The sequence below is a fragment of the Trinickia caryophylli genome, from assembly GCF_034424545.1.
Taxonomy (GTDB): domain Bacteria; phylum Pseudomonadota; class Gammaproteobacteria; order Burkholderiales; family Burkholderiaceae; genus Trinickia; species Trinickia caryophylli.
The window spans coordinates 1,475,507-1,498,688 of record NZ_CP139971.1; the positions used below are offsets into that span (position 1 = coordinate 1,475,507).

19 protein-coding genes are annotated in these 23,182 nt (G+C 62.0%); 9 read left to right on the plus strand and 10 right to left on the minus strand.

What is annotated here, in order from left to right; genetic code table 11:
- Positions 1–16: 16 nt before the first annotated feature.
- Complete coding sequence (locus U0034_RS25790; RefSeq protein ID WP_085229384.1) at positions 17–571, minus strand: NADPH-dependent FMN reductase; 555 nt, start codon at positions 569–571, stop codon at positions 17–19.
- A gap of 438 nt (positions 572–1,009) precedes the next feature.
- On the minus strand, positions 1,010–1,369 hold the full coding sequence (gene arsC / locus U0034_RS25795) for an arsenate reductase (glutaredoxin) (RefSeq protein WP_085229447.1): 360 nt from the start codon (positions 1,367–1,369) through the stop codon (positions 1,010–1,012).
- Positions 1,370–2,595: 1,226 nt separating this feature from the next.
- Here arsC and parA point away from each other — a divergent pair.
- Positions 2,596–3,258 (plus strand): ParA family partition ATPase, encoded by a 663-nt coding sequence (parA, locus tag U0034_RS25800; RefSeq protein ID WP_085229385.1) that lies wholly within the window; start codon positions 2,596–2,598, stop codon positions 3,256–3,258.
- Between the two features lie 24 nt (positions 3,259–3,282).
- A complete protein-coding gene (locus U0034_RS25805; RefSeq protein WP_085229386.1) occupies positions 3,283–4,344 on the plus strand; it encodes a ParB/RepB/Spo0J family partition protein in 1,062 nt (353 codons plus the stop codon).
- A 148-nt stretch (positions 4,345–4,492) separates the two neighbouring features.
- On the opposite strand, the gene U0034_RS25810 is transcribed toward U0034_RS25805, so the two are convergent.
- The gene (locus U0034_RS25810) at positions 4,493–5,842 is read right to left on the minus strand and encodes a replication initiation protein (protein ID WP_085229387.1); all 1,350 of its coding nucleotides are present in this window, start codon (positions 5,840–5,842) and stop codon (positions 4,493–4,495) included.
- A gap of 1,891 nt (positions 5,843–7,733) precedes the next feature.
- On the opposite strand from U0034_RS25810, the gene U0034_RS25815 reads away from it, so the two are divergent.
- A complete protein-coding gene (locus U0034_RS25815) occupies positions 7,734–8,939 on the plus strand; it encodes a DNA-binding protein (RefSeq protein WP_085229448.1) in 1,206 nt (401 codons plus the stop codon).
- A gap of 95 nt (positions 8,940–9,034) precedes the next feature.
- Here U0034_RS25815 and U0034_RS25820 read toward each other — a convergent pair whose 3' ends face one another.
- Entirely contained in the window at positions 9,035–9,418 is a 384-nt protein-coding gene (locus U0034_RS25820) for a DUF2471 family protein (RefSeq protein ID WP_085229389.1), read from the minus strand.
- 70 nt (positions 9,419–9,488) lie between these two features.
- The gene (locus U0034_RS25825) at positions 9,489–10,100 is read right to left on the minus strand and encodes a helix-turn-helix domain-containing protein (RefSeq protein WP_085229390.1); all 612 of its coding nucleotides are present in this window, start codon (positions 10,098–10,100) and stop codon (positions 9,489–9,491) included.
- Between the two features lie 176 nt (positions 10,101–10,276).
- Here U0034_RS25825 and U0034_RS25830 point away from each other — a divergent pair, with 176 nt between their 5' ends.
- Complete coding sequence (locus tag U0034_RS25830; RefSeq protein WP_085229391.1) at positions 10,277–11,476, plus strand: glycine C-acetyltransferase; 1,200 nt, start codon at positions 10,277–10,279, stop codon at positions 11,474–11,476.
- A gap of 13 nt (positions 11,477–11,489) precedes the next feature.
- Positions 11,490–12,521: an L-threonine 3-dehydrogenase gene (gene tdh / locus U0034_RS25835; RefSeq protein WP_085229392.1), complete on the plus strand. Its 1,032-nt coding sequence runs from the start codon at positions 11,490–11,492 to the stop codon at positions 12,519–12,521.
- Positions 12,522–12,574: 53 nt separating this feature from the next.
- Here the strand turns inward: tdh and U0034_RS25840 are convergent, their stop codons facing one another.
- The gene (locus U0034_RS25840) at positions 12,575–13,237 is read right to left on the minus strand and encodes a YceI family protein (RefSeq protein ID WP_085229393.1); all 663 of its coding nucleotides are present in this window, start codon (positions 13,235–13,237) and stop codon (positions 12,575–12,577) included.
- Positions 13,238–13,420: 183 nt separating this feature from the next.
- On the opposite strand from U0034_RS25840, the gene U0034_RS25845 reads away from it, so the two are divergent.
- The 4 genes from U0034_RS25845 (at position 13,421) to U0034_RS25860 (ending at position 16,503) form a co-directional block, all read left to right on the plus strand.
- Entirely contained in the window at positions 13,421–14,071 is a 651-nt protein-coding gene (locus tag U0034_RS25845; protein ID WP_176072557.1) for a TetR/AcrR family transcriptional regulator, read from the plus strand.
- Positions 14,072–14,088: 17 nt separating this feature from the next.
- Entirely contained in the window at positions 14,089–14,577 is a 489-nt protein-coding gene (locus U0034_RS25850) for a nuclear transport factor 2 family protein (protein WP_085229395.1), read from the plus strand.
- A gap of 216 nt (positions 14,578–14,793) precedes the next feature.
- Entirely contained in the window at positions 14,794–15,333 is a 540-nt protein-coding gene (locus tag U0034_RS25855) for a hypothetical protein (RefSeq protein ID WP_085229396.1), read from the plus strand.
- 192 nt (positions 15,334–15,525) lie between these two features.
- Entirely contained in the window at positions 15,526–16,503 is a 978-nt protein-coding gene (locus U0034_RS25860; RefSeq protein ID WP_085229449.1) for a cation diffusion facilitator family transporter, read from the plus strand.
- Between the two features lie 84 nt (positions 16,504–16,587).
- On the opposite strand, the gene U0034_RS25865 is transcribed toward U0034_RS25860, so the two are convergent.
- From U0034_RS25865 to U0034_RS25880, 4 genes are all read right to left on the minus strand, one after another.
- Positions 16,588–17,628 (minus strand): zinc-dependent alcohol dehydrogenase family protein, encoded by a 1,041-nt coding sequence (locus tag U0034_RS25865; RefSeq protein WP_085229397.1) that lies wholly within the window; start codon positions 17,626–17,628, stop codon positions 16,588–16,590.
- Between the two features lie 71 nt (positions 17,629–17,699).
- Positions 17,700–19,751 carry a hypothetical protein gene (locus U0034_RS25870; protein ID WP_386092468.1) on the minus strand — a complete coding sequence of 684 codons (2,052 nt, stop codon included), beginning with the start codon at positions 19,749–19,751 and terminating at the stop codon, positions 17,700–17,702.
- Positions 19,752–20,009: 258 nt separating this feature from the next.
- Positions 20,010–22,139 (minus strand): ubiquitin-like domain-containing protein, encoded by a 2,130-nt coding sequence (locus tag U0034_RS25875; protein ID WP_158243474.1) that lies wholly within the window; start codon positions 22,137–22,139, stop codon positions 20,010–20,012.
- A gap of 308 nt (positions 22,140–22,447) precedes the next feature.
- On the minus strand, positions 22,448–22,936 hold the full coding sequence (locus U0034_RS25880) for a hypothetical protein (protein ID WP_139831196.1): 489 nt from the start codon (positions 22,934–22,936) through the stop codon (positions 22,448–22,450).
- Positions 22,937–23,182 lie beyond the last annotated feature (246 nt).

Genomic DNA, 23,182 nt, shown 5'->3' on the forward strand with positions numbered 1-23,182 from the left:
TGCGGCGGTTGCCCGCCTACTTGCTGCTGTGGCGCTTGACCCAGGCCTCGAAGCGCCCGACGAAGGTGTGCAGGAACTTGCGGGTATCCTCGTTCGCAATCGCACCCGAGGCGTCGAAAAAGCCGTCGGTGTATTTAAGGAAGATTTCGGGCTGTCCGAGCGTAGGCACGTCCAGGTACGCGAGCACATTGCGCAAGTGCTGCTGCGCGAGCGCTGTGCCCGCGGCCCCCACGGAAATCCCGCATACTGCGGCCGGCTTATCCTTCCACGAATTGCTGCCCCACGGGCGCGAGCCCCAGTCGAGGGCGTTCTTCAGCACGCCAGGCATCGACCGGTTGTACTCGGGCGTGACGAACAGCAAGCCGTCCGCAGCTTCGATCTGCTGCTTGAGCTTGCGGGCCGGCTCAGGAAAGTCAGGGTCGTAGTCCTGACAATAAAGAGGCAGCACGCCGATATCGAGGTGCGAAAACGCGAAGTCCGGACTCGCCAGCTTGGTCAGCGCGTTGGCGAGCTGTTTGTTGAACGAATCGCGGCGCAAGCTGCCGACGACGATCTCAATCCTGTAGGCCATTCCTGTCGCTCCTTTGTGCGAAGACGAAGAACCGGGCTGCTACGTTCCGGGCACGAGAAGCTCGATGATAGTCCTCGGTTCCGTAGCCGACAGGCTAATTTGCATGCATCCCAGCGTCGCGCCGGTGGCGTCGGGCTCCGCACCCTACTTTCCACAGACTTTTCCACAGATTCTGTGGATAACTTTGCCTGAAGCCCTGCTGCTTACGAACAGTCACATCTGTGATGCGCCGATGACACTGCGGCGGATAAGTTGCTTTCAATAACCGCCCTGCTTGCATGTGGCAAACCGAAGCCGTATGCCACATCAGGCGCCAAAACGTTTGGCTGCATGTTGCGGACAAGAACATCCGGTCAGCAACACGGTCCCGCGCGAGGCAACGCGATCACGACGACAGGCGCGCTGCGCCGCGCCACCCATCGCGTCAGTAATCTGCAATCAGTCGAACAGCGCTCGCACGGCCTCTGGCGGGCGCCCGATGACCGCTCGCCCGTTGCGGGTGACGATCGGGCGCTGGAGCAAAATCGGGTTTGCGGCAATGGCCTCATAGAGCACTTCGTCGCTCAGCGACGGGTCGGCGAGCGCGAGTTCCTGATAGACGTTCTCGTTGTCGCGCATCATGTCGCGCACCGATCCTCCCAGCATTGCATGCAAGGCCTTCAACTCCTGCACGCCGAGCGGTTGCTTCAGGTATTCGATTACCTTCACCGGTTCGCCCGATGCATTCAAAGTTGAGTCGATCAGTTCGCAGGTAGAGCGCGATTTCGAACAACGCGCGTTGTGATAGACAACGATCATGAAATTGAACCTCAGCGTAAAAGCCACAAACCAAAAACGCTCCATTCTACGAGATGCCTCATGTTGCGCCGGCCGTGGGGATCAACGCTGCTGCGTAGCGTGTTGTCGGGAGCGCGCGTCGCTGCCACGTCGGTAGCGATCCACGCAGGCGGATCGCCTGGGGTCCCCTGGCAACAGGCCGCTCTTTCACCGGAACCGGGACATCTCTTGAAAATTGAGTACGAATTAAAAAACGGATAAAGGTGAAATATAATTTTTTGCATAATTCTCGGGCGATTGAGGTGAATATCCGTCAGCACGCGCAGAACGGCCAAGCGGGCGCCCTGCCATTCGGCGTTTGTCAAATGGCCTAATGTTTCGATTTGGTCGCGCCAATCATCGGGGCCCATACCGTCGTAGCGCTTCGAATCGGCGGCATCGGCGAAAGAGGCGGGGGTTTATGCGCATAAACTCCGCCGCGCGACAGGGGGCTTCTCGTGAAAGTACACACTCGCCACTCGCCACTCGCCACTCGCCACTCGCCACTCGCCACTCGCCACTCGCTCGAAGCTCGAAGCTCGAAGCTCGAAGCTCGAAGCTCGAAGCTCGAAGCTCGAAGCTCGAAGCTCGAAGCTCGAAGCTCGAAGCTCGAAGCTCGAAGCTCGAAGCTCGAAGCTCGAAGCTCGAAGCTCGGTGCTCGGTGCTCGGTGCTCGGTGCTCGGTGCTCGGTGCTCGGTGCTCGGTGCTCGGTGCTCGGTGCTCGGTGCTCGGTGCTCGGTGCTGAAGAAGAGCGCTATCGGTCACGCCGACGGAACCGCGCCGATGGCGAGTGACCGTACCGGTGGGGGGGACCAGATGATCGACAGTCCGTACCTCAGGCTAGCAATGAACTCCGAGCGGCGGCGCAGCCGCGCGTCAAAGTGCGCCCACAGCGATATGACTTGAGCGAGCACGGCCGCGATGGCCCGCGCGGCCACGCGCTTGGCACGCCCAACTCATCGCCAACCTGCCATCCGTTGAGACAAGCGGCGCTCAGACTGTTTCCAATTCATACCGTCCCCGCACTCCTTCGCAGCCCCCGAACCCCGCACCCGCCAGTGATTGCCTTCGAGGGAAGTGCCGCAGCCACAGGGATTTATGCGCATAAACCTTGGCCAGAAGGCCAATTTCGCCACATCTACACAAGAAAGCGTTGAAATAATAAACATTCCCGGTAAAATTCATCGACCTCTTAAGGAGCGAATAAATTGGCAGCTGAAATCGTCGCGGTTACTCAACAAAAAGGCGGGGTCGGCAAGAGCACCATCGCCATGCATCTCGGGGCAGCATTCCACGAAAAGGGAAAGCGCGTACTGGTCGTCGACGCAGACGGGCAAAACACGTTGATCCATTGGGCGAGCGCCTCGGCCGACGGCGATTCCGGCATTCCGTTTCCCGTGGTCAACCTCGCTGAAGCGGGCGGCCAGATCCACCGGGAGATCAAAAAGTTCATCAGCGATTACGACGTGATCGTCGTGGACTGCCCGCCGTCCATCACCGAAAAAGTATCGGGCGTCGTCCTGTTGGCCGCGTCGATCGCTGTGATTCCCACTTCGTCTTCTCCAGCCGACTATTGGTCGAGCGTCGGCCTCGTCAAGCTGATACAGCAAGCGCAAGTCATGAACGAGGACTTGCGAGCCGTCTTCCTTCTCAACAAGACGGAAGAGAAACGAATGCTGACAAGAGAGTTGAAGAGAGCGCTTGAGGAGCTCGGCTTCCCGCTGCTGAAGACGCAAATCCCAACGCGAGAGGCCTACAAACAAGCGATGGCGCTTGGCCAGACCGTATTGCAAATGAGCGACCGCGGTGCAAAGCTTGCAGCCGCCGAAATCCGTGCATGCGCCGACGAGATCGCCGCGCTGCTACCCTGAGTTTATGCGCATAAAGGACCATCAATGAAACCGTCCCAGTTCGCCAAAGGCTTCCAAGCGCGTCCAGACATGACGAGCAGCGAAAAGCGCACCGCACTCGACCGCCTCAATGCGATCGACAATCTTGTGAAGGATGAAAAGCCTACTGCGCCGAAACAAACCCCGACGCGCAAGGACGCGACCGTCGTTCCCATCACGAACGAAGCCGAAAACGCGAACGAATCCGCCGAGTACCGCGCCTGGCGGTTGGGGAATGGCTACGTGCCCGGTCAGATCATCGATCTCGACTTGAAGTCGATCAAGCCCAGCCCATTCAATCCACGCCACTTCTATCTGAAGACGTCCATCGCCGAACTCGCGGTCAATCTCGCGAAGCAGGGCCAGCAGCAAGCCATTCACGTCATCCCTGACTACAAGACGCCGGGGACGTACTTCGTCAGCGACGGTGGCAGGCGTGTCCGTGCGTTGAAGGAAGCGAACAAGGAAACCGTAAAGGCCGTCGTCGTCGATTTGCCGATCGGGATCGAAAGCTACAAACTTGGCTATGACCTGAACGTTCAGCGCGATTCCCAAACGGTCTTCGACAACGCCATCGTCTGGCGCCGCTTCCTCGAGGAAAAACACTTCCAAAGCCAGAAAGAACTCGCCGAACATCTCGGACTCGACGAGTCGACCGTCGCCGTCGCGCTATCGCTCTCGAAGCTGCCCGAAACAGTGATGCAGGAGATGGTCGCAAGGCCGGACCGGTTCGGCTCGAACATGGCTTACCAAGTTGGCCGGTATCACACGGCTCGCGGCGTCGATGCCACCCTGCGCCTCATCAACAAGATTCTTTCGGACGATCTGAGCACGCGGCAGGTTGCCGATATCGTCAAGGGTCGCACGAGCCCGCAGGAAAGTGCGAAGCCGGCCACGCGCCAGCGCTACGCCCAGCGAATGGAGATCAAATTCGATGGTGCTTCGGTAGGCGACTTGAAGTCTTATGGCGACGACCGCCTCGAGCTGCGTCTGCGTGGGCTGTCGCGCGAGACGCGCGACGACATCCTCCGGCAAATCGAAGGCATTCTGCTACCGAAGCAAAAGTGAGTGCGCGGCTCGCCGGGCGGCGAGCCGCTACGCATGCGTCGCGAACGCAACGCCTCATCGAAAAGAAAGACAGACAGGGGGAGGAGAGGGCTAGCGAGCGGAGCCGCCAGCCGAGTCTCCGCGGCTCGAATCGAGCAGCACGTGACGGTCAGGCCGCACGCGAATGACTGAGTGTGAACGCGAGCAGATCGCCGTCGGTTGGTTCGCCCCAGGTCTTGCGCGCGAGCCAGTCGAAGAACGCGGTCTCTCCGAGCTTGGAAGCCAGCCCGCGCCGCCGCCACTCGTCGCGCAGATGCGTCCCTAGACCGGGCACCACGTCTTCCTCGAACGACCGGCGGGCGAGCGCCTGTTCGGAATCTCCTTGCTCTTCGTAGAGCGCCTTCGCTTCCTTGCGCCGATAGGCCGCATACTCGTCCAGCAAACGCGCCTTGAGTTCGTCCGCCGGCGCAGCCGTGCCGGCGATCTTGGCCGCGGTGGCCGACGACATGTCGACTACCGGTGCGTACCCCTTCTTCAACGCATCCTTGAAGAGCGCCGCCGCGCTGCGCACCGGTGGCAGCGTCGTGCTGCGCATACGTTGCTCGGTCATTTGGAGCGCGGCGCGAATCCGGTTTTCCTCGCTGTCCGCGTACAGCGTCTGCGCTTCCTTCAACGGGATGCCCAGCTTTACCATGCGATCCACGAGCGTACTGTCGAACACATTCGGGTGCTCGTCGAGCGCCAGCATAGGCTGCTTACGCTCAGTGACGCGAAACTGGATCTCGGCCACACGCCGGCCTTCGCGGTGCTCGATCAGTTCGACGAAGATGTTCGTGACCGCATTCACCTCGGCGATCGCCGGGCGCAAATAATCGCGCTTGAAGTACTTGTACTCGCGTTTGGCTTCGTCCCCGGCCTCGGTATCGGGCGTGCCCGAAAGAATGGGGCGCCACCACGCCCACGGCTCGCGCATCGTCAGATGGCTCGGGTTCGTGAGATACCGGACGCAGATCTCATAAAGCGCCAACCCCGCGCTGCTGCGCAGCTGGCTTTGGAATTGCAGACTCAGACGCGCATACTGCACAGGGTCCAACAGCTTTTTCTTGATCTTCGGCGCGAAGGAGAACTCGACCCAGACCCGGCGCGTACTAGGATCCTCGAGGATTTCCGCATCCGCAATCAGCGTGGAAATGCCCCATTTGCGGCCCGGCTTCTGACTCGACGTGCCCTGGCTCCACTCGACTTGCACCGACACCATCCGGCGCAGGTGCTCTTTCACGAGCGCCGTATCGTTGGAATCGAAGGCCGAGTTCGCGACGATGTCGGACAACAACGCCCGATAGGTGTCGCCCGAGTCGTCGGCCTGCTGAGCGACGGCCAGCAGAACGTTGAACAGCTTTCGAGTGAGCAGCGTGATCTTGCCGCTCTTCGGCTGAATGGCAATCGCCTCGACGGCCTTGCGCAGTTCAGCGGAGCTCGGGCTCACCACGTCGGTTTTCTTCGCGCGCTTCGTTGCCATGCGTCGGGTCGAAAAGGGAATTGCCGAAAGGATACCGGAGCGTGGTGAACCCCGTCTATAGGAGCTTGCTCACCCTTTTCGGTGACCGCCGTTTCTCGGCAGCCCTTCACCTCCATCGGCTCCTGGAAAAGCTCACCAGTACGCTACGGGCGACTATTCATTGTCACCTTGCCCGTCGCGGCAAGACACAAATCGACCTTTCTCCGAACAGCCGGGAATCCAGGTTGGATTGCTCCCGAACGTGCTCACCTTGGCTCTTGTCGCAATTTTGCGACGCGCTTACCGCCGGATAGAAAGCGTCTTGGCGAGACTCCGAGGAACGGCTCGCAACGTCGCGGCAAGCCTCGCTCCCGCCAATCCGGGCTCCGGACATCGGTTTCGGGGAGCGCGCCCGCTGGCGCCTCCATAGCGCAGCACAAACCAACAATCAGAGCGGAGGGAATGCCACCTCCGCACCTACGCCCCCCTTATAGCGATACAGCGGGCAAACCATGAGCGACGAGCGCCCATAATGAGCCCGATGCACTCGAGACGACTCCTGCAAAACCTCACCATCGGACCTGCGCAAAGCCACGGCACAGGCCGCCCCGGTCACTTCGAGCAGGGCAACGCTTCATTCAGATGTCCCGAAAATGCTCACTCTTGCAATGCAGCGCTCTCCGCTGGCCGAGCCTGCCATGACGACAAAAGCCCCCCCGAAAAAGCTCACCTTATTGGTTGGTAGCCAAGAAAAAGCCTGTGGCGGCCAGGACTTACAATCGGAACCTCACACTCGTCCTCCATCAGGCTCGCCCCCCGAAGAAGCTCACCTTACGCGTTCGTGATAACGCGCGTGCCGCACGCCAGTCGCCATTCCAGAGAGTCCCGTAAAACCTCACCATTGCTCCGGTATCAAGGCCAAACCGGCTCTCACCGAGCCGATCTGGCATGCCTTCGCGCGAAAGTGATGACTAACTTCTACTGGCCCACTCCTCCGGAGGTCGATCAATATCCCGAAAACGCTCACCTGAGGCAGGCGCGGCGACGATCCAGCGGTTTTTGCGTCACGGTCATCGCCATTCCCGGATAACCTCACCTTTGGCACATTCGCAGGCAGGGGACCCTGGTTGCCCGGCCAACTTCGAGCATGCGATGCGCTACCTCCCGTATTCGCTCACCTTTGGTTCGGAGCCGATACCGCGCAGCGGCCGAGTCCCCGGAAAGCCTCACCACAAAAGGCTGCTGGATCCCGGGCGTGCTCACCATTGCTCAAAAATGCGGCATCCAGTCGCAAAAAAATATCTGCGGAGACGATCCCGCAAACCCTCACCGACGGAAAAATCGCAACGACCCATTCGGCACGGCCCGACACGGCATTGGTGGAAGTCAGCTCCCGAAAACAATCACCGGTGAGCCGATCGACATTGGCCGACCTCCCCGAACCCGCTCACGTTGTTTCCCGCAGACACTCACGGGTATCCCCGAACTCCATCACGGCGAAATCCCGCAAGCCCTCACGATCTCTCCCGGAAAGCTTCACCTGAGCGTCCGCAAACCCTTACTGCGTAAGGGTTTGCCAAGGCGTTAACGTTTTTAACAAGGTTTCAAGGGTGTTTACATCAATGACTCTCAAAGCAGCCCCGTGCGCTCCCAGAAAAACGTCCTGCGACACCGAACCCATCCCGTGAAACAACGTCCAGATAACCAGATGACCGAGCATTCCATGAAAAAACAAAGACTTGAGTGACCTTTCTCGCTTTGTTTCACGGAACGAGGCGCTCTGCCGCATAACACCGTCGAAAAACCGAAGGGTCTGGTCGATCGATCGAGATTGACGCAAAAACCCACATCGATTTGTATCGATCACTACGTAATACATTATGATTGCGACAATCACAACGAGAGCAAGCTCATGACACTCGATGACGAACGGCAGGCGATCAGGCAGGAACTCGAAGCGCTGAAAGCACGCGGCGCGCACCGCCGGGAATTGTCGCTGCACGCCTGCAAGCGTCTGTTCTTCGATCTCGGCATTCGACCTTCGATGGCTACCGTTCGCGATCTTACGCTCACGGGAAGCGCGAGCGACATCCCCAAAGATATCGACCATTTCTGGGAAAAAATTCGGGAGGCATCGAAAGTGCGGGTGGGCGCAGGTGCTATTCCTCCCGCGCTAGAGGAACGTGCGGGGGAACTGCTCGGAGCACTTTTCGAAGAAGCGCTTGCACAGGCGCGGCGGGAACTCGATGCCGAACGTATCGAGATCCGTGCGGCCGTGGGCGAGGCTGAGCAGCAATTGCGCGAAGCGGACATTCGTCGGCAAGCGGCCGAAGAAATACGCGCCCGCTCCGAGGAGCGCGCTGATGCCGCCTGGTCTCGCGTACGCGAACTCGAAACCGAACTCGCAACCGCGGCCGCGCGCGGCTCGGCCGGTCACGAAGCCCTGCTCGCCGCGATGGCCCGCCTCGAGGCCGACAACGATCGGCTCGGCCGGCAACTGGCGCAGGAACAAGCCGCCAGTGCCTTGTTGCGCGAACGCGTGGATTCCTTGCAGGCCGAGATGAAGCGTGGTGCCGAGCATTACGCGCAGCAGATCAAGGATGCCGTTGCCGATGCGGAGCGTCGCGTCAAACCGATGCTCGTCGAGCTCGACTCCTTGCGCAGCATGGCTTCAACCTATCAAGCGGGCATTCGCGATGCAAGCCGCAAGGAATTCGACTTCATTCAGCAATTGAGCGCCGCGAAGGCGCGAGCGGACCGGCTCGAAGCTCAGACACGCGAGCAATCCGACGAAATCGATGCGCTCGCGCGGGAAATCGAATCGCTCCGCAAACGCGAAGTCGTGTCCCCCGAAATAGCCGACGTGCTTTGTTCGCTCGCGCGTGCCGGGCGGCTCGGCGAACACGAGTTCGCTGCCTTGGGCACATCGGTCGACGGTCACGTCGTTATGCCCGGCCAATGTCCCAAATGCACGGAAGGCGAGCCGGAACTCGCGCAGGTGGGCGAAGGGTACGAGGTGATGTGTCCCGAGTGCGATCATTCCTCGGGCGTCGGTCGGTCCAGACTCGAGGCGATTACACGCTTCGTGAATGCCTCGGGGGCTGCCTCCGCCGTATAACGCGTCGATTCGTTTGCAGGCGACCGGCCCGACTACTGTCAAAGGTGAGGCTTTTCAGGATCAATCGGTGAGCGTTTGCGGGAAAAATGCAGGGGTCACCGGCGTTCGCGGGCTCCCTGAGCCGGCCGCTCCTGGCGGCCGGCGGCGGTTTTCTGGAGCGAGCCTTCGAACGCTTCTTCATAGGCGGCCACAGCGAATGCAAAGGCTGCCGGTAAGGCATTCGATTGCCCGAATGTCGCCGGGTCGTCCGTTTCGGGATAGTGCATTTCCACCGGACGCCGGAACAGGTCGAGGATGAGTGCGTCGTGCCGGCTGGCGAAGCCGAGGTCGGCAAGCGCTTCCGCTTCGATCGCATGCAGCAGCCGCCACGTGAGCGGGACGCCCTGCACGATGTAGCGCGCGGCAATGTTCCGGACGATCTGATCGAGGTCGCGTGCCGCCGCCTGATACTGCAACGCCGCTAGATCTTGTTCTCTCATGGCCCTTCTCGTTATCGAGATACTGTATAAATATACAGCATTGGGGCCGACAAAAAAACTGCCGGTGTCGTCAGCCGTGAACGACGACGAGCAATGCTTTGGCCTCGCTCTTGCCGGCGTTGCGAATCGCATGCGGTACGTCTGCGACGTAGCGCGCCGTATCCGCCGTCTTCAGGCGTTTCGTCGAGCCGTCGACTTCGACTTCGATTGCGCCGTGCAACACCGTCAAATGTTCGCGGGTGCCGGGCTCGTGAGCGCTCGAGACGAGTGCCCCGCCGGGCTCGAGCGCGAGCTCGTACCATTCGAATTTGCCGGCCAGCTCGATCGGCCCCCAGACACGTAATTGATACTTCGCATCGTGCCCATCGAGCGTGGGGATGTCGTGCGGGCCCGCCACGGCGATCGTCTCGGGCGTGCGCTGGGCGGCGAACAACTGATCGAGGCTCACGCCGAGCGCGTTGGTCAGCCGCCAGGCAACGGCGATGGTTGGATTCGCCTTGTCGCGCTCGATCTCCGAGAGCATCGACTTCGAGACGCCCGCCGCACGAGATAGATCGTCGAGCGTCATTCTTCGTTCGGCGCGGAGGCGGGCGATTTGTTCGCCGACGCGCGGCGGGGCCGCGCTGGCGATGGATGAGGGTGCCGGCGTGTGCGCCGGGCGCCGGCTGCTGGTGCTTGCCATTTGGTTTCCGATCGCTTAGAGTTGTTCGATATATCGAAATATTGTTCGAAAAATCGAATATATCCGATAAACGGGACAAGCGACTATAACAGCAGTAACGGCAGGCCTTTGCGCCGATTGCCGGTGACCCCGGCCCGGCGCCATGCCATGCGAACCGACTCTTACAGGAGCCCTCGATGCGCGACGACTACCTCGTCCATCTTCGCCAGACGATCGACCAGATCCGGGCGGATGGTTTTTACAAATCCGAACGGGTCATCGCCAGCCCACAGGCCGCGGCCGTGCGCCTGGCCGGCGGCGAAGAAGTTCTCAACTTCTGTGCCAACAACTATCTCGGCCTTGCAAACGACGCGCGGCTCATCGCGGCAGCAAAGGAAGGGCTCGACAACGATGGCTTCGGCATGGCATCGGTGCGGTTCATCTGCGGCACGCAGACCGTTCACAAGACGCTTGAACAAGCGCTTTCCCAGTTTCTCGGCACCGAGGATTCGATCCTCTACTCGAGCTGTTTCGATGCCAACGGCGGCTTGTTCGAAACGTTGACCGACGAGCGCGATGCGATCATCAGCGACGAGCTCAACCACGCGAGCATCATCGATGGCATTCGCCTTTCAAAGGCGAAACGCTATCGCTACAAGAACAACGACCTCGCCGATCTGGAAGCGAAGCTGCGCGAGGCGGACGCAGCGGGCGCGCGCTTCAAGCTCATTGCGACAGACGGTGTTTTTTCGATGGACGGCATCATTGCCGATCTGCGCGGAATCTGCGATCTGGCCGATCGATACGGCGCGCTCGTCATGGTCGACGATTCGCATGCCGTCGGTTTTATCGGCGAGCATGGCCGGGGCACGCCGGAGTACTGCGGCGTAGAAGGGCGCGTGGATATTCTCACGGGCACGCTCGGCAAAGCGCTGGGCGGCGCCTCGGGCGGGTACGTGGCCGCGCGCCGCGAAATCGTGGAACTGCTGCGCCAGCGCTCGCGCCCCTATCTTTTCTCGAACACGCTCACGCCGAGCATTGCCGCTGCCTCGCTCGAGGTCCTCGAACTCTTGCGCAGCGACGAAGGCGCGCAGTTGCGCCGCCGAGTCAAGGCGAACGGTGAGCATTTTCGGGAGGCAATGAGCGCAGCCGGCTTCACGCTCGTGCCCGGCGAGCATCCGATCATTCCGGTCATGTTGGGTGACGCTCAGATCGCTTCTCGCATGGCGGACGCATTGCTGCATGAAGGCGTCTACGTGATCGGCTTTTCATTTCCCGTCGTGCCGAAGGGCCGCGCGCGCATCCGCACGCAAATGAGCGCGGCGCATACCCGCGATCAGATCGATCGCACCGTCGATGCGTTTGCGCGCGTCGGCAAGTCGCTCGGCATTGTTTGAGGAGGGGCGCCGCATGAAAGCACTGGCCAAACTCGAGCGCGCACCGGGCCTTACGTTGACGCGCGTGCCCAAACCGGAAGTCGGTCACAACGACGTGATGATCCGCATCAAGCGGACGGCGATTTGCGGCACCGATATTCACATCTGGAAGTGGGACGACTGGGCGCAAAAGACGATTCCCGTTCCCATGCATGTCGGCCACGAGTATGTGGGCGAAATCGTCGCAATGGGGCAGGAAGTGCGCGGTTTTGCCATCGGCGATCGCGTTTCGGGCGAGGGGCACATTACTTGTGGCTTTTGCCGCAATTGCCGTGCGGGCAGGCGGCATTTGTGCCGCAATACGGTGGGGGTGGGCGTCAATCGCGAAGGTGCCTTCGCCGAATACCTCGTCATTCCCGCCTTCAATGCATTCAAGATCCCCGACGAAATCTCCGACGATCTGGCCGCGATCTTCGATCCGTTCGGCAATGCAACGCATACGGCGCTTTCGTTCAACCTAGTCGGCGAGGATGTACTCATTACCGGCGCCGGGCCGATCGGCATCATGGCCGCCGCGATTGCGCGCCACGTGGGCGCGCGCAACGTAGTCATCACGGACGTGAACGATTACCGGCTCGAACTCGCGCGCAAGATGGGCGCCACGCGCGCCGTAAACGTCGGCCGCGAATCGCTGCGCGACGTCATGGCCGATCTGCACATGACGGAAGGGTTCGATGTGGGCCTCGAAATGTCGGGTGTGCCGAGCGCATTCACCGAGATGCTCGAGGCAATGAATCACGGCGGCAAGGTGGCGCTGCTCGGCATTCCGCCCGCGCAAACCGCAATCGACTGGAATCAGGTCATCTTCAAGGGGCTCGAGATCAAGGGCATCTACGGGCGCGAAATGTTCGAGACCTGGTACAAGATGGTCGCCATGCTGCAAAGCGGGCTCGACTTGCAGCCGATCCTCACGCATCGCTTCCCCGTCGCCGAATACGAGCAAGCCTTTGCGACGATGCTCTCGGGCGAAAGCGGCAAGGTCATTCTCGATTGGAGCGGGGCCTGAGCGGAGGATCGGCCGTCTGGCGGCATAGGCCCTGACGCGCGCGGTACGCGGCGTCAGGGCACCGCGTGCCGCGCGAACTCCGCTTCGATTCGCACGCGCAGTTCGTCGCCGACAGCGGGGTACCACGTTGCCAGGCCGAACTGGGCACGGCTGAAATGGCCCTGCGCCGAAAATCCCAGCGTGTCTTCCTTCGTGAGCGGATTGACGCCGTACCCGTTGAACTTCACGTCGAGCACGACGGGCCGGGTGACCCCGTGAATCGTGAGGTCGCCTCTCAATTCGCCTTCGCCCGCCCCCTTTCGCGCGAAACCGCGGCTCACGAAACGAATACTCGGGTATTCGCCGACATCGAGCATGTCGTGTCCCTTCACGAGCTTGTCGAGCAGCGGGACGTTCGTGTCCACGCTCGATGCGTCAATGGAGACGTCCACGCTGCTCGCATCGAGCCCGCCCGCTTTCCAATCGAGCGTGGCGCTCGCCTTGTCGAACCGCATCGCGAATCGCGAGTACTTCAGGTGGTCGACATCGAACACGATGCTCCAATGGTGCTCGTCGAGACTGTAGCGGCCCGCCGGAACGCTCGCCTCGTTCGCGTCGACGGAATGCGTCACCACGCGCAAAGGCGTGCACGCCGGCAGCGACAGCGCTCCCATTGCAACCACCGCCAGCAACGACACCCGCACGCTCGCCCAGCCCACCCTACGCGTTCCTTTCATCGGCTATTGGCCTCATCGTCGATTTGCTCGTTGCGCCAAGCATATCCCCAATGGGCCGTTGACAGAGGAGAACGATCGTTCTACCTTAGCGGCATGACTGATTCGGACCGCAACATTCAGCGACAGCGGCGACCGCAGCGACCGCAAGGCGCTGCCCCTATGCAACACGCACAAGGCGCGGCCATGGACGAACGAACCCCACGCGAGCGATTGCTCGACGCGGCCGAGGCGCTCGTCTATGCCGGAGGGATTCATGCCACGGGCGTGGACGCCATCGTTCGACAGGCGGCGGCAACGCGCAAGAGCTTCTACACGTACTTCGAATCGAAGGATGCACTCGTGACTGCGGCGCTCGAGCGTCGCCACGAGCGCTGGATGAAATGGTTCGTCGACGGCACGCGGCGCGGTGCGCCGACGCCCAGGGCGCAACTGCTTGTCATATTCGATCTCTTGCGCGTGTGGTTCGCGTCGCCGGAGTTTCACGGGTGCGCGTTCCTGAACGCCGCGGGCGAGATCGGGCCGCTCGACGATCCCGTGCGTATCGTCGCCCGCGAGCACAAGGCGCAATTGCTCGCGTTCGTGCAGGACATGTGGGCCGCCTGCCTGGCAGCACAAGGGCGCGACGAAGGCGAGGCGCCCGTGCTTGCACGCCAATGGCTGATCCTCATCGACGGTGCGATCGGCGTGGCGCTCGTGAGCGGATCGCCCGACGCCGCGCGCGATGCGCAGGCTGCGGCCGAAAGACTGATCGATGCCGTCGTACCCGAGGCGAAGGCCCGGCAGACGCGACAGTCGCGTTCGAGGATAAGGATGCAGGACCGTTCGCAATCTTGACCATTGAAGGAGCACAGATGTCCGACACGAATCAGCCGACGGAATCCCGGCCGCCGCTGCCGCCGTTTACACGCGAGACGGCCATTCAGAAAGTCCGCGCCGCCGAGGACGGATGGAATACGCGCGACCCCCAACGTGTGGCACTTGCCTATACGCCGCAAAGCGTCTGGCGCAACCGTGCCGAATTCGTCACCGGGCGCGAGCAGATCGTCGCGTTCCTGAGCCGCAAATGGAGCAAGGAACTCGACTACCGGCTCATCAAGGAGCTCTGGGCGCATGACGGCAATCGCATCGCCGTGCGTTTTGCCTATGAATGGCACGACGATTCCGGCAACTGGTTCCGCTCCTACGGCAACGAGAACTGGGAGTTCGACGAGAACGGCTTGATGGCGCGCCGCTTCGCCTGCATCAACGATTTGCCGATTCGCGAAAGCGAACGCCGCTATCACTGGCCGCTCGGCCGCCGGCCCGACGATCATCCGGGCCTATCCGATCTCGGTCTCTGAATCGACTTTTTCTCTTGCTATGATCGAGCCCACATGGTGGGCTCGATCGGGTTTTTTCTTTTTAGATTCCCGTTTTCGAGCCTTTCCTCGACGTGCGCTGCATGCGGCTTGCTGCATCGCTCGCCGCAACGTGTGCGGCAAGCCACAGCGAGCCGGCTGACAACAACGACATCGGCATTGGCCCGATAGCCCGATAGCCCGATAAACGGAGAACAAATGCGTTGGTACAGGGAGGCAGCGGTAAAGGCGCGCGCCGGCGTTGCGCGCGCAGGGCGGCTTGCAGCGCTTGCGGCGATCGGCGTTGCGATGTCGATCGGCAAGGCCAGTGCCGCCGATTGGTGTAAAGGCGGCTTTTGGGTCGACGCGATGCTGGCCTCGTATCACGTGAACCCGAAGGAATCGTTCGAGGATTTCAACCCGGGGCTCGGCGCCGAATGCTGGCTCAACGGCCAATGGGCGGTGACAGCGGGCGGATTCCGAAATTCGCTGGCCCACCCGTCGTGGTATGGCGGCGGCGTTTGGGCACCCGAGTTCGCGCATTGGGGTTTCGTGCGGCTCGCCGTCATGGCCGGGATCATCAGTGGCTACAACTACGGAAGCCGCGGCTTCGGCCACGATCATTCGATCGGGCCGGTGGCCGTGCCGATCCTGATGACGTCCTACAAGCGCGTGGGCGTCAACTTCATTCTCGTGCCGCCCATTCCCTCCAATAACCTGCCGTTCACGATCGGGTTTCAGGTGAAGATGCGATTTTGACGGGATATCCGGCGCACGACAGGATACCTGTCGAAACTCCCGTAAAAGCTCACCCTCGCCGGGGGGAAGCGCACAAATGCCCCAGGTCGACGCGCCCCCATCAGCGGTACGGCCCGGCATAATGGACGCCGGGGAATGTTTGCCGGTCCGGCGTTGGGCCGCGGCGCGATGGACGGGTGGGGGCCAAGCCACATGAAGAACGAAGACTTCTTCGAAGACAACGAAAACGCGCCGCATTCCGCCGCCGAGCGCGCTACCGCGGCGTCCCGCTGCACATGGGTGAGCGTGGCCGTCAATCTTGCACTGACGCTCGGCCAAGTGCTTGCCGGCGTGTTCTCGGGCTCCCAGGGCCTCATTGCGGACGGCATCCACTCGCTATCGGATCTCGTCGCGGATTTCGTGGTGCTGTTTGCGAGTCATCACAGCAAAAAGGGCGCCGACGAAGCGCACCCGTATGGTCATCAACGCTTCGAAACCGCCGCATCGCTCGTGCTCGGGGCTCTTCTTGCCGCCGTGGGTGCCGGCATGCTTTGGGCCGCGTTGCGCAAGCTCGAAGAGCCGGCGTCGATTCAGCGCGTTCACATGGTGGCGCTGTGGGTGGCGATTGGGGCGCTCATCGCGAAGGAACTGCTGTTCCGGTACATGCTCGCTGTTGCTCGGCGGATGAAATCGAGCATGCTCGTTGCCAACGCATGGCACGCGCGCTCGGATGCCGCGTCGTCGCTCGTGGTCGGCGTGGGGATCGTCGGCAATCTGGCGGGCTACCCCATACTCGACCCGATCGCGGCAATGGTGGTCGGCCTGCTCGTGCTGAAGATGGGCTGGGCGTTCGGCTCCGATGCATTGCACGATCTCATGGACCGCTCGGCCGACGAACAGGAGGTCGACGCGATTCGCCAGACGCTACTCGACACGCCGGGCGTAATGGGTATTCATGATCTGCGTACCCGCAAGATGGGTGACATGATCGTGGCGGACGTCCACATCGAGGTGGATGCCGGCATTTCGGTCGAGGCGGGGCACGATATCGCAGTGGCCGCGCGGCAACGCGTGCTCGCGCGCCACCGTGTGCTCAATGTCATGACGCATGTGGATCCGCGCGTCAACGCGGCGGTTCCGGATGGCTCGCGCGCGCGTGCCGGCTATCCGCCCGGTGACCGGCTGGCTTAGGGCTGTCGCGTCGGCGGGCTCCCGCAGAGTCTCACCATTCGGCGGTGCCGGAATCTCCGAGCGGCGTCGAAGCGGCAATGCGCCTCAGAATTCGGTTACCACAGTCACACCGGTGGTTTCGAATTTATCCATGTTCATCAACGCATCGATGGATTGCTCGAGGCTGATCGTTCGGCCGACGAGCTTTTCGGGCGCGAGCTTTCCCGATTGAATCATTGCGAGCATGGCGTCGTAGCGATGCGCCTGCATGCCGTGACTGCCGAGGATCTCCAGTTCGTGCGCGATGACCTTGCTCATCGGAATGGCGGGCGTGCTCTGATCGGCCAGCATCAGGCCGACTTGGATATGCTTGCCGCGCTTCCTGAGATTGCTGATCGAATTGAAGCAGGTGGCGGGATGCCCCAGCGCATCCAATGAGACGTGGGCGCCGCCTTGCGTAATATCGATCACCGCTTCGACGACGTTCGCGACCCGCGCTGCGTTCACTGTGGCAACTGCGCCCAGCGCCCGGGCGAGATCGAGCTTCTCTTCCGAGATGTCGATCGCGACCACGTTCGCCCCGATCGCGTTCGCGATCATGATCGCCGACAGGCCCACCCCGCCGCAGCCATGAACGGCTACCCATTGGCCGGCAGACGTCTTGCCCTGGTCGACGACGGCACGAAACGACGTCACGAACCGGCAGCCGAGGCTCGCGGCTGTCGCAAAGTCGAGCGTTTCGGGTAGCGCTACGAGGTTGATGTCGGCTTGATGAATGGATACGTATTCGGCGAACGATCCCCAATGCGTGAAGCCGGGTTGAAATTGACGGTCGCATACCTGATGGTTCCCGGAATGGCACTCCGGGCAGGCGCCGCATCCGCCGACGAAGGGTACCGTCACGCGGTCGCCGATCTTCCATCGTTTCACGTCCTTGCCTACCGCCTCGACCACGCCGGCCAGCTCATGGCCGGGCACATGGGGGAGTTCGATATCGGCGTCGTGTCCGACCCAGCCGTGCCAGTCGCTTCGGCATACCCCCGTGGCGCTGACTTTGACGACCACGCCATGCGGCTCCGGTGCCGGGTCCGGTACGTTTCTGAGCTGCGGCGGTGCGGAGAATGTGTCGTAGATCACGGCTTTCATGGGGCCTCCTCTCGGGCAAATAGATGTTGATGTTAGCTGCTCGCCGTTGAAGGGCAACCGCTCGCGTCCCGTCATTGGGCCGTCCCCGCGCGGTAGCAATTGTGCTTGCCTCCGTTTTCGTAGGTCATCCGGTAGCCGCTCGTCGCGGTCGAGCCGGCATGCGTGGAACCGAGTGTGATCAGCGTACGTTTGGCATTCCTCGATATCGGCTTGATCACATAGGCGCTCAGTACCGGGTCGGCGCGTGCGTCGTCTGCGCCGATGATGCGGCGCACGTGCGAGAGATGCGTCCGGTACCAGAGCAGGAACGGCCGGTAAGCCGGCCCGGCAAAATGGCTGTCGAGGATCATCCAGGGATCGGTGGTCGGCGTTGCGCCGAGCTGGCTGAAATCGAACCCGGGCGGAAAGTGTGCGCGGAAGTCGCCGCCGAGCCGGGAGTCGGGCTGGCCGATCCGGTTGATGTCGTAACGGCTGGCGTCCGCCCCGGCCTGGAGATCGCTCCAGTGTTTGCCTGTCCACGTCACCACGTGCGAAATCTTGTAGTCGCCCGTGAACTGGCCGGCGTCGGCCGTCGGGTTCTCTTGCGTGATATAGAGCAGATCCCCGGGACGCAGGTAGCTTTCCATCGTGCCGATGTTGGCTTGGTTGATGTCGAGCAGGACCCCCGGCGACGGGGCGGCATCGGTGCCGCCGTTATCCGCCGTCGAGCAGGCTTGCGTGCCGATACCCGTGGACAGGTCGTTCGCCGTGATGCCAGCGAAATTGTAGGCCCACGAGGTGAAGTCCGAGCAGTCGACGCCGTGCCAGTTGATGCTGGACGCTGGAAAGGCGGCTGGGGCATCGCCGGCCGCGAGCTGAATGCTCTGCGCGCCGTTAGCGCCGCGCTGCGCGGTGCAGGTGAGCAGCGTGCTGCCCGGCGTCGAGTCGCGGTAGGGCTTGCCGCTGGTGTTCGTACCTTCGGGCGGCAGCCAGCCCGGTATATGGTGGTGACAGTAATTGACGTTCTGGTCGACCCAATAGTTTTCGACCGCCATCACGAGTTCGCGCAGCGCATCGGCGCCGGTGCATCCGGCGGGCATCTGGAGCGTGCCGTAGCGGGTCGCGAATGGGCCCCAGGTACTCGGCGTGGGATACGTCGACCAATTGGAGGCCGTCATGTCGCCCACGAGCGTTGCCTGGACCGCCTGCCTGCGGCTATCGAACAACGCCAGATTGCTCGTGTTCGCAAGCAACGTGACACGGTCGCTGCACGAGCCGGAAGCAATCGTGCCTGCCAACGGTGCGCCTTGCGCCGGCGCGAGCTGATCGACGGAAGCAATGCCCGTGCGGTTCAACGCGTTGGCCGCGTAGGCGACGGCCCCCTCCGTGACGGTGCAGGCGTCGCCCGCGGTTGCATGCACCGTCCCATCGGCGCTCGTATTGCCGGCACCCGTGTGGCACATGCCGAGCGTATCGCCGTTGGCCGCTTGCGTCGCGATGTTCTGCGCGCTGTTCTCGAGCGCGAGCCCCGCGTCGGTCCGTGCCTGGGATTCGGCGCCGAGAGCAAACGCCATCCTGACACCGGCTGGAATGTCGGAACCGTTTGCCGTGCCGCTATAGACGGGTACGGTCTGTTGTGCATCGATGCCGCCGAGAAACGCGCTGACGCGCGACGCGGCCGCCGTCACGTTCGCCGAATTCAGGCCGCCGCGGGCCAAGGCGTCGGTGACTACCGCGGTGGAATAAGGCGTGATGGACATGCGGCTCGGCGTCGACAGATAAACCGCGGACAACGGCGTGCTCAACGTGGCTTCCTCGCCGGTCGCTTCCTCGATGTAGGTGCCCCCTGACGCACGCACGAGCACAGGGTAACGCGGAGAGGCCGATACACTGAACGTGCCGTTGGCGTCGGTGCGGGTGACGGCTATCGGACTGAGTGCCACCGCTCCGTCCGCGGTGATCTGGTAGAGAGCCACCTGGGCGTTTGCCACCTTGCCCATATAAACGCCGCCGCTCAGCGTGGTGCCGCCGCCGTTGCACGCATCGAGCGAAAGCGCAACGACAGTGTAAGAAGCGGCTCTTAGCAGGAGTTTGTTCACGATCGCTCGCCTTCCGTCAGGTTTCGCCGATGCGCGTTCCGGCATCCTCCGCGTGGGCGGCCGCACGAGTGGCGTTCGCGGCGCAGCGGATAAGGCGCTTTACCGGATTCGGCATGAGCCGGACCCGCGCATGCACGCGCGCCAGGAACGACCGGCCGTGCCGAATGCCGTACGACGATATCGGAACGATCGCCCGCCTTGACCCGCTCGTTTTGCGCAGGAGCAAAGATCGGTCCCGGGCGGGTTCGCGCCTGATTCCATCCTACCCGTGGGCTATCCGGGCTGGCAAAGCATGTGGAGGGTTCACTGAAGCGTGACGATGTTGCTCGAATCGCTGGCGCTCGTCGCGAGAAAATTGCGCTGTCCCAGATCGCGAACCGCGCCGCTGCCTATTTGCGCCGTCACGTTGCCGATGCCGGTTGCTCCGTTGACGGCGACGTTATAGGCCACTGCGACAGGCGATGATGCGCCCGCCGGAGGAGCTGTCAGCAACGCGATCGTTTTCACTGCCTGCGTCAGATCGACGGTCCCGGTGCCGGTCAGCGCGAGCGCGTCGGCCGTGAAGTCGTGAGGCGCCTTGCTGAAGACCACCGTGAAGTTGAGCGCGTCACCCGAAGCCGCCGTGCTTGCCTGGGTTTGCGCGCGGCTGACGCTGACGGTCGACGGCGTCAGATCGTAAAGCCGTTCGAATGCGGCGGCCATCTGATGCCGCTCCGGCTTATGGATTTCCGTTTTCAAACCGCGAAAATAGCGGGTGACCGAGGAGTGGTCGTTTCTCGACGCGACCATCAGCTTCGCGAGTTGCTCGATTTGCGCTTCGGACGCCGGGTCTCTTGCGGACAGGCAGTCGGCAATCTCCCTGAGCGTCTGGCTGATGGCGGGCTCGATGCGAGCATCGACGATCGAGGCGTTGTTCGCCAGGGCAATGTACGGAATGCCTTGTTCGATTGCGAACGACGCGGTCCCGGCGCCTTCGAGTGCGATGGGCAGCGTGGCGGAGAGTGCCAATTGATTGAAGATCGCACCCGGTATTGCACCGGCTACGACGATCGCGACTTGGCCCGCCCGGAGATCCGCCAGCCGGCCGGGCGTCTGGGGATCATCCGCCTTCATGTATTGAAGACGCGGACGCTCGTCGTTCAGCAGGGTTGGCGATGGCTCCAACGTATGCCGCAGCGAAAGAAACACCACCGGCCTGCGCGGCTCGAGTTCGGTCTGTGCCTTTCTCGCCGCCAGCGCGATCGTGTCGAGCGAATGTCTGCCCGAGTTGTGAAAACCATAGCCGGGCAGCAGATCGCACAGGCCCAGCGCCGAGGCCTCGAGGATCGCCGTCAGGGTGGCGATCGTGTTCGCGTCCAGCAACTTTCCCTGGGGCGCGCCGGTGACGAGGTCGGAGTCTTCATCTCCCGGGTCGAGCGGCAGCGTGCCGCCCCGCACGTTGCCTCGCACGATGTCGCCGTGCACGACGCCGGACTCGTAGAGCGTTTTCGCGTCGGCGAGCGGTTTGGCGTTGTGCGTGAGGAACTGTGCATTCGGCGGGATTGCCGTCTTGTTCCAGATGAGCCGTTTCAACTGGGCGACCGTCGTGCCGAGCCGGCAATCGATCGCGAGCGTGCGGGACGATAATCCGCACACGAGCACCTGCAGCGGCGCATTGACTTTTAGAACCGGATTCTTGCGCATCAGTGCCCGGATTGCTTCGCGGAGCCGCTCGCGGCCCTGATGCGCGGCGTCCCCGATCGGGTCGGGGCACGACGATCGCAGGTAGCCCACGATGCCGTCGGTTGGAACGTCGATGTCGTATCCGGCGCTGCTGTCGTTGTCGAACACGAACCGCCGCCCCATGTCGCCCCAGCCGAAAGCCTGGAGGTTGACGATGTACCGCGCATTCGCCGGGTCGAGATCGAGCGAGGGAGCCTGCTCGCGAGTCGACTGCAGGATCTCGGCGATGGGGCTCGGATCGAACGCACCCTTGTCCCAGTTGTTGATCAACTGCACCGCGCGCCGGGGGTACCGGTCTGTATTTTTCTCGTGGCGGTGAAAAGGGTCCTCTTCTTCGCGAACGCGCCTCATGCCGAGTACGTTGCTTGACGGGACGGAGTACATGGGGATGTACTCGATCCGCGCCCGTTCGCCGCTCGGGCCCGTGAACTCCCCGCCTTGCGCAAATGCGGGGAACATGTCGCGAAAAGCGTCTTCGTTGTAGCCGTTGTTGGTGTAGACAACTTCGATCGTGCCTCGAAAACCCAGCAGCAACAGATTGTCGATCGATTGGCGGCTCGCCGACAGGTGGCCCATGCCGCCCATATCGGTCGCGCTCGTTTTGACGAAGACAGGAAAGAGGCGGATGTGGGAAAGTGCACCGAGGTACGCTCTTGCCTTTGCGATTCGATCGGGCAGAGCGACAACGAGCAGGTCCGGATTCGTGGACATGATTGGCCTTTTTGTCCGTAGTGGTTTCAGCAGAACGGAGGCCGGGCCATTTTGTGAAAATATCGAGTGACGCCGCCGCGTCGGCATGCCGGGACGGCGAGGCAGCTTGCGCGCGACGCGCCATGATTGCTCCCGTAAAAGCTCACCTTCAGCACGCTCGTCACGCAACCGCACGGGCACTCCGACATGCCGTGAAAAGGTGCATCGGAATGGCCGTTGCCTGCGCATCACGGTGTACTTTTCCGTACCGACGCGCGACATCTCGAATCGGGGCGACCGAAAAGGTGAGTATTTACGGGATGTCGCCGTCAGGTCTTCTTGATTTGACTATGCGAGGCCGCGCGCTGCTCGGGCGTTTGTCCCTTCAGTTCATCATCGATTCCTAGATGCTGCGCCGTTTTCTGCTGAGCGCTGAAGGCACGCCGTTCCAACACTTCCTGTGTGGGCAACGCGTCGAGTTTCGCAAAGTCGCGCGCATGCTGCAGCTCGTGTGAAGCCGTCACGGGATTATCGTGACCGGCCGGCAGAAAGACAGTGCGCTGTGTCGGATTGAAGTGGTTCATGAGTCCGTCCCGTACGACGAGTGTCTCCTGGCCGATCCGCTTGTCGACCGCATCGATCTCCGCGATGTTCTTTGCGATCGTCGGGTCCAGAACGCCAGCCTTGTTTTTCACGTTGAGCAAACCCTCGGTGCCGGGGCCAAACGTAATCCATCTCTTTTGGGTCTGTGTGATAGTCGGACGCACTGTCGATTTCAGTAGTGCGGGGAAAAGGCGTCTGGCACCGGGTCCGAACATGGTCTCCTCCTCTGAAGGATGAACGTGGTTCGACCGACGTACCCAACTTCCATGCCAGTCTTCATGGCATTGTCACGCAGGCTCGAGAGCGGACTGCTGAGCGCCAGGCAACACTCGGGCGGCGTTATTCGGGGCGAGCGTTGGGTCGTCGGCCACCCAGACGGGGTGGTAGAAGGCCCGTGAATGGATGCGGCGCATTCGAGCGTCGGCACGGTGAGCCTTTACAGGAGTTCTCATGACGCGTCG

Excerpts from the sequence above, each read along its gene's own strand:
- U0034_RS25790 (WP_085229384.1), bottom strand. The coding sequence starts at position 571 with ATGGCCTACAGGATTGAGATCGTCGTCGGCAGCTTGCGCCGCGATTCG.
- arsC (WP_085229447.1), bottom strand. The coding sequence starts at position 1,369 with ATGATCGTTGTCTATCACAACGCGCGTTGTTCGAAATCGCGCTCTACC.
- U0034_RS25805 (WP_085229386.1), top strand. The coding sequence starts at position 3,283 with ATGAAACCGTCCCAGTTCGCCAAAGGCTTCCAAGCGCGTCCAGACATG.
- U0034_RS25810 (WP_085229387.1), bottom strand. The coding sequence starts at position 5,842 with ATGGCAACGAAGCGCGCGAAGAAAACCGACGTGGTGAGCCCGAGCTCC.
- U0034_RS25815 (WP_085229448.1), top strand. The coding sequence starts at position 7,734 with ATGACACTCGATGACGAACGGCAGGCGATCAGGCAGGAACTCGAAGCG.
- U0034_RS25820 (WP_085229389.1), bottom strand. The coding sequence starts at position 9,418 with ATGAGAGAACAAGATCTAGCGGCGTTGCAGTATCAGGCGGCGGCACGC.
- U0034_RS25825 (WP_085229390.1), bottom strand. The coding sequence starts at position 10,100 with ATGGCAAGCACCAGCAGCCGGCGCCCGGCGCACACGCCGGCACCCTCA.
- U0034_RS25830 (WP_085229391.1), top strand. The coding sequence starts at position 10,277 with ATGCGCGACGACTACCTCGTCCATCTTCGCCAGACGATCGACCAGATC.
- tdh (WP_085229392.1), top strand. The coding sequence starts at position 11,490 with ATGAAAGCACTGGCCAAACTCGAGCGCGCACCGGGCCTTACGTTGACG.
- U0034_RS25840 (WP_085229393.1), bottom strand. The coding sequence starts at position 13,237 with ATGAAAGGAACGCGTAGGGTGGGCTGGGCGAGCGTGCGGGTGTCGTTG.
- U0034_RS25845 (WP_176072557.1), top strand. The coding sequence starts at position 13,421 with ATGGACGAACGAACCCCACGCGAGCGATTGCTCGACGCGGCCGAGGCG.
- U0034_RS25850 (WP_085229395.1), top strand. The coding sequence starts at position 14,089 with ATGTCCGACACGAATCAGCCGACGGAATCCCGGCCGCCGCTGCCGCCG.
- U0034_RS25855 (WP_085229396.1), top strand. The coding sequence starts at position 14,794 with ATGCGTTGGTACAGGGAGGCAGCGGTAAAGGCGCGCGCCGGCGTTGCG.
- U0034_RS25860 (WP_085229449.1), top strand. The coding sequence starts at position 15,526 with ATGAAGAACGAAGACTTCTTCGAAGACAACGAAAACGCGCCGCATTCC.
- U0034_RS25865 (WP_085229397.1), bottom strand. The coding sequence starts at position 17,628 with ATGAAAGCCGTGATCTACGACACATTCTCCGCACCGCCGCAGCTCAGA.
- U0034_RS25870 (WP_386092468.1), bottom strand. The coding sequence starts at position 19,751 with ATGCCGGAACGCGCATCGGCGAAACCTGACGGAAGGCGAGCGATCGTG.
- U0034_RS25875 (WP_158243474.1), bottom strand. The coding sequence starts at position 22,139 with ATGTCCACGAATCCGGACCTGCTCGTTGTCGCTCTGCCCGATCGAATC.
- U0034_RS25880 (WP_139831196.1), bottom strand. The coding sequence starts at position 22,936 with ATGTTCGGACCCGGTGCCAGACGCCTTTTCCCCGCACTACTGAAATCG.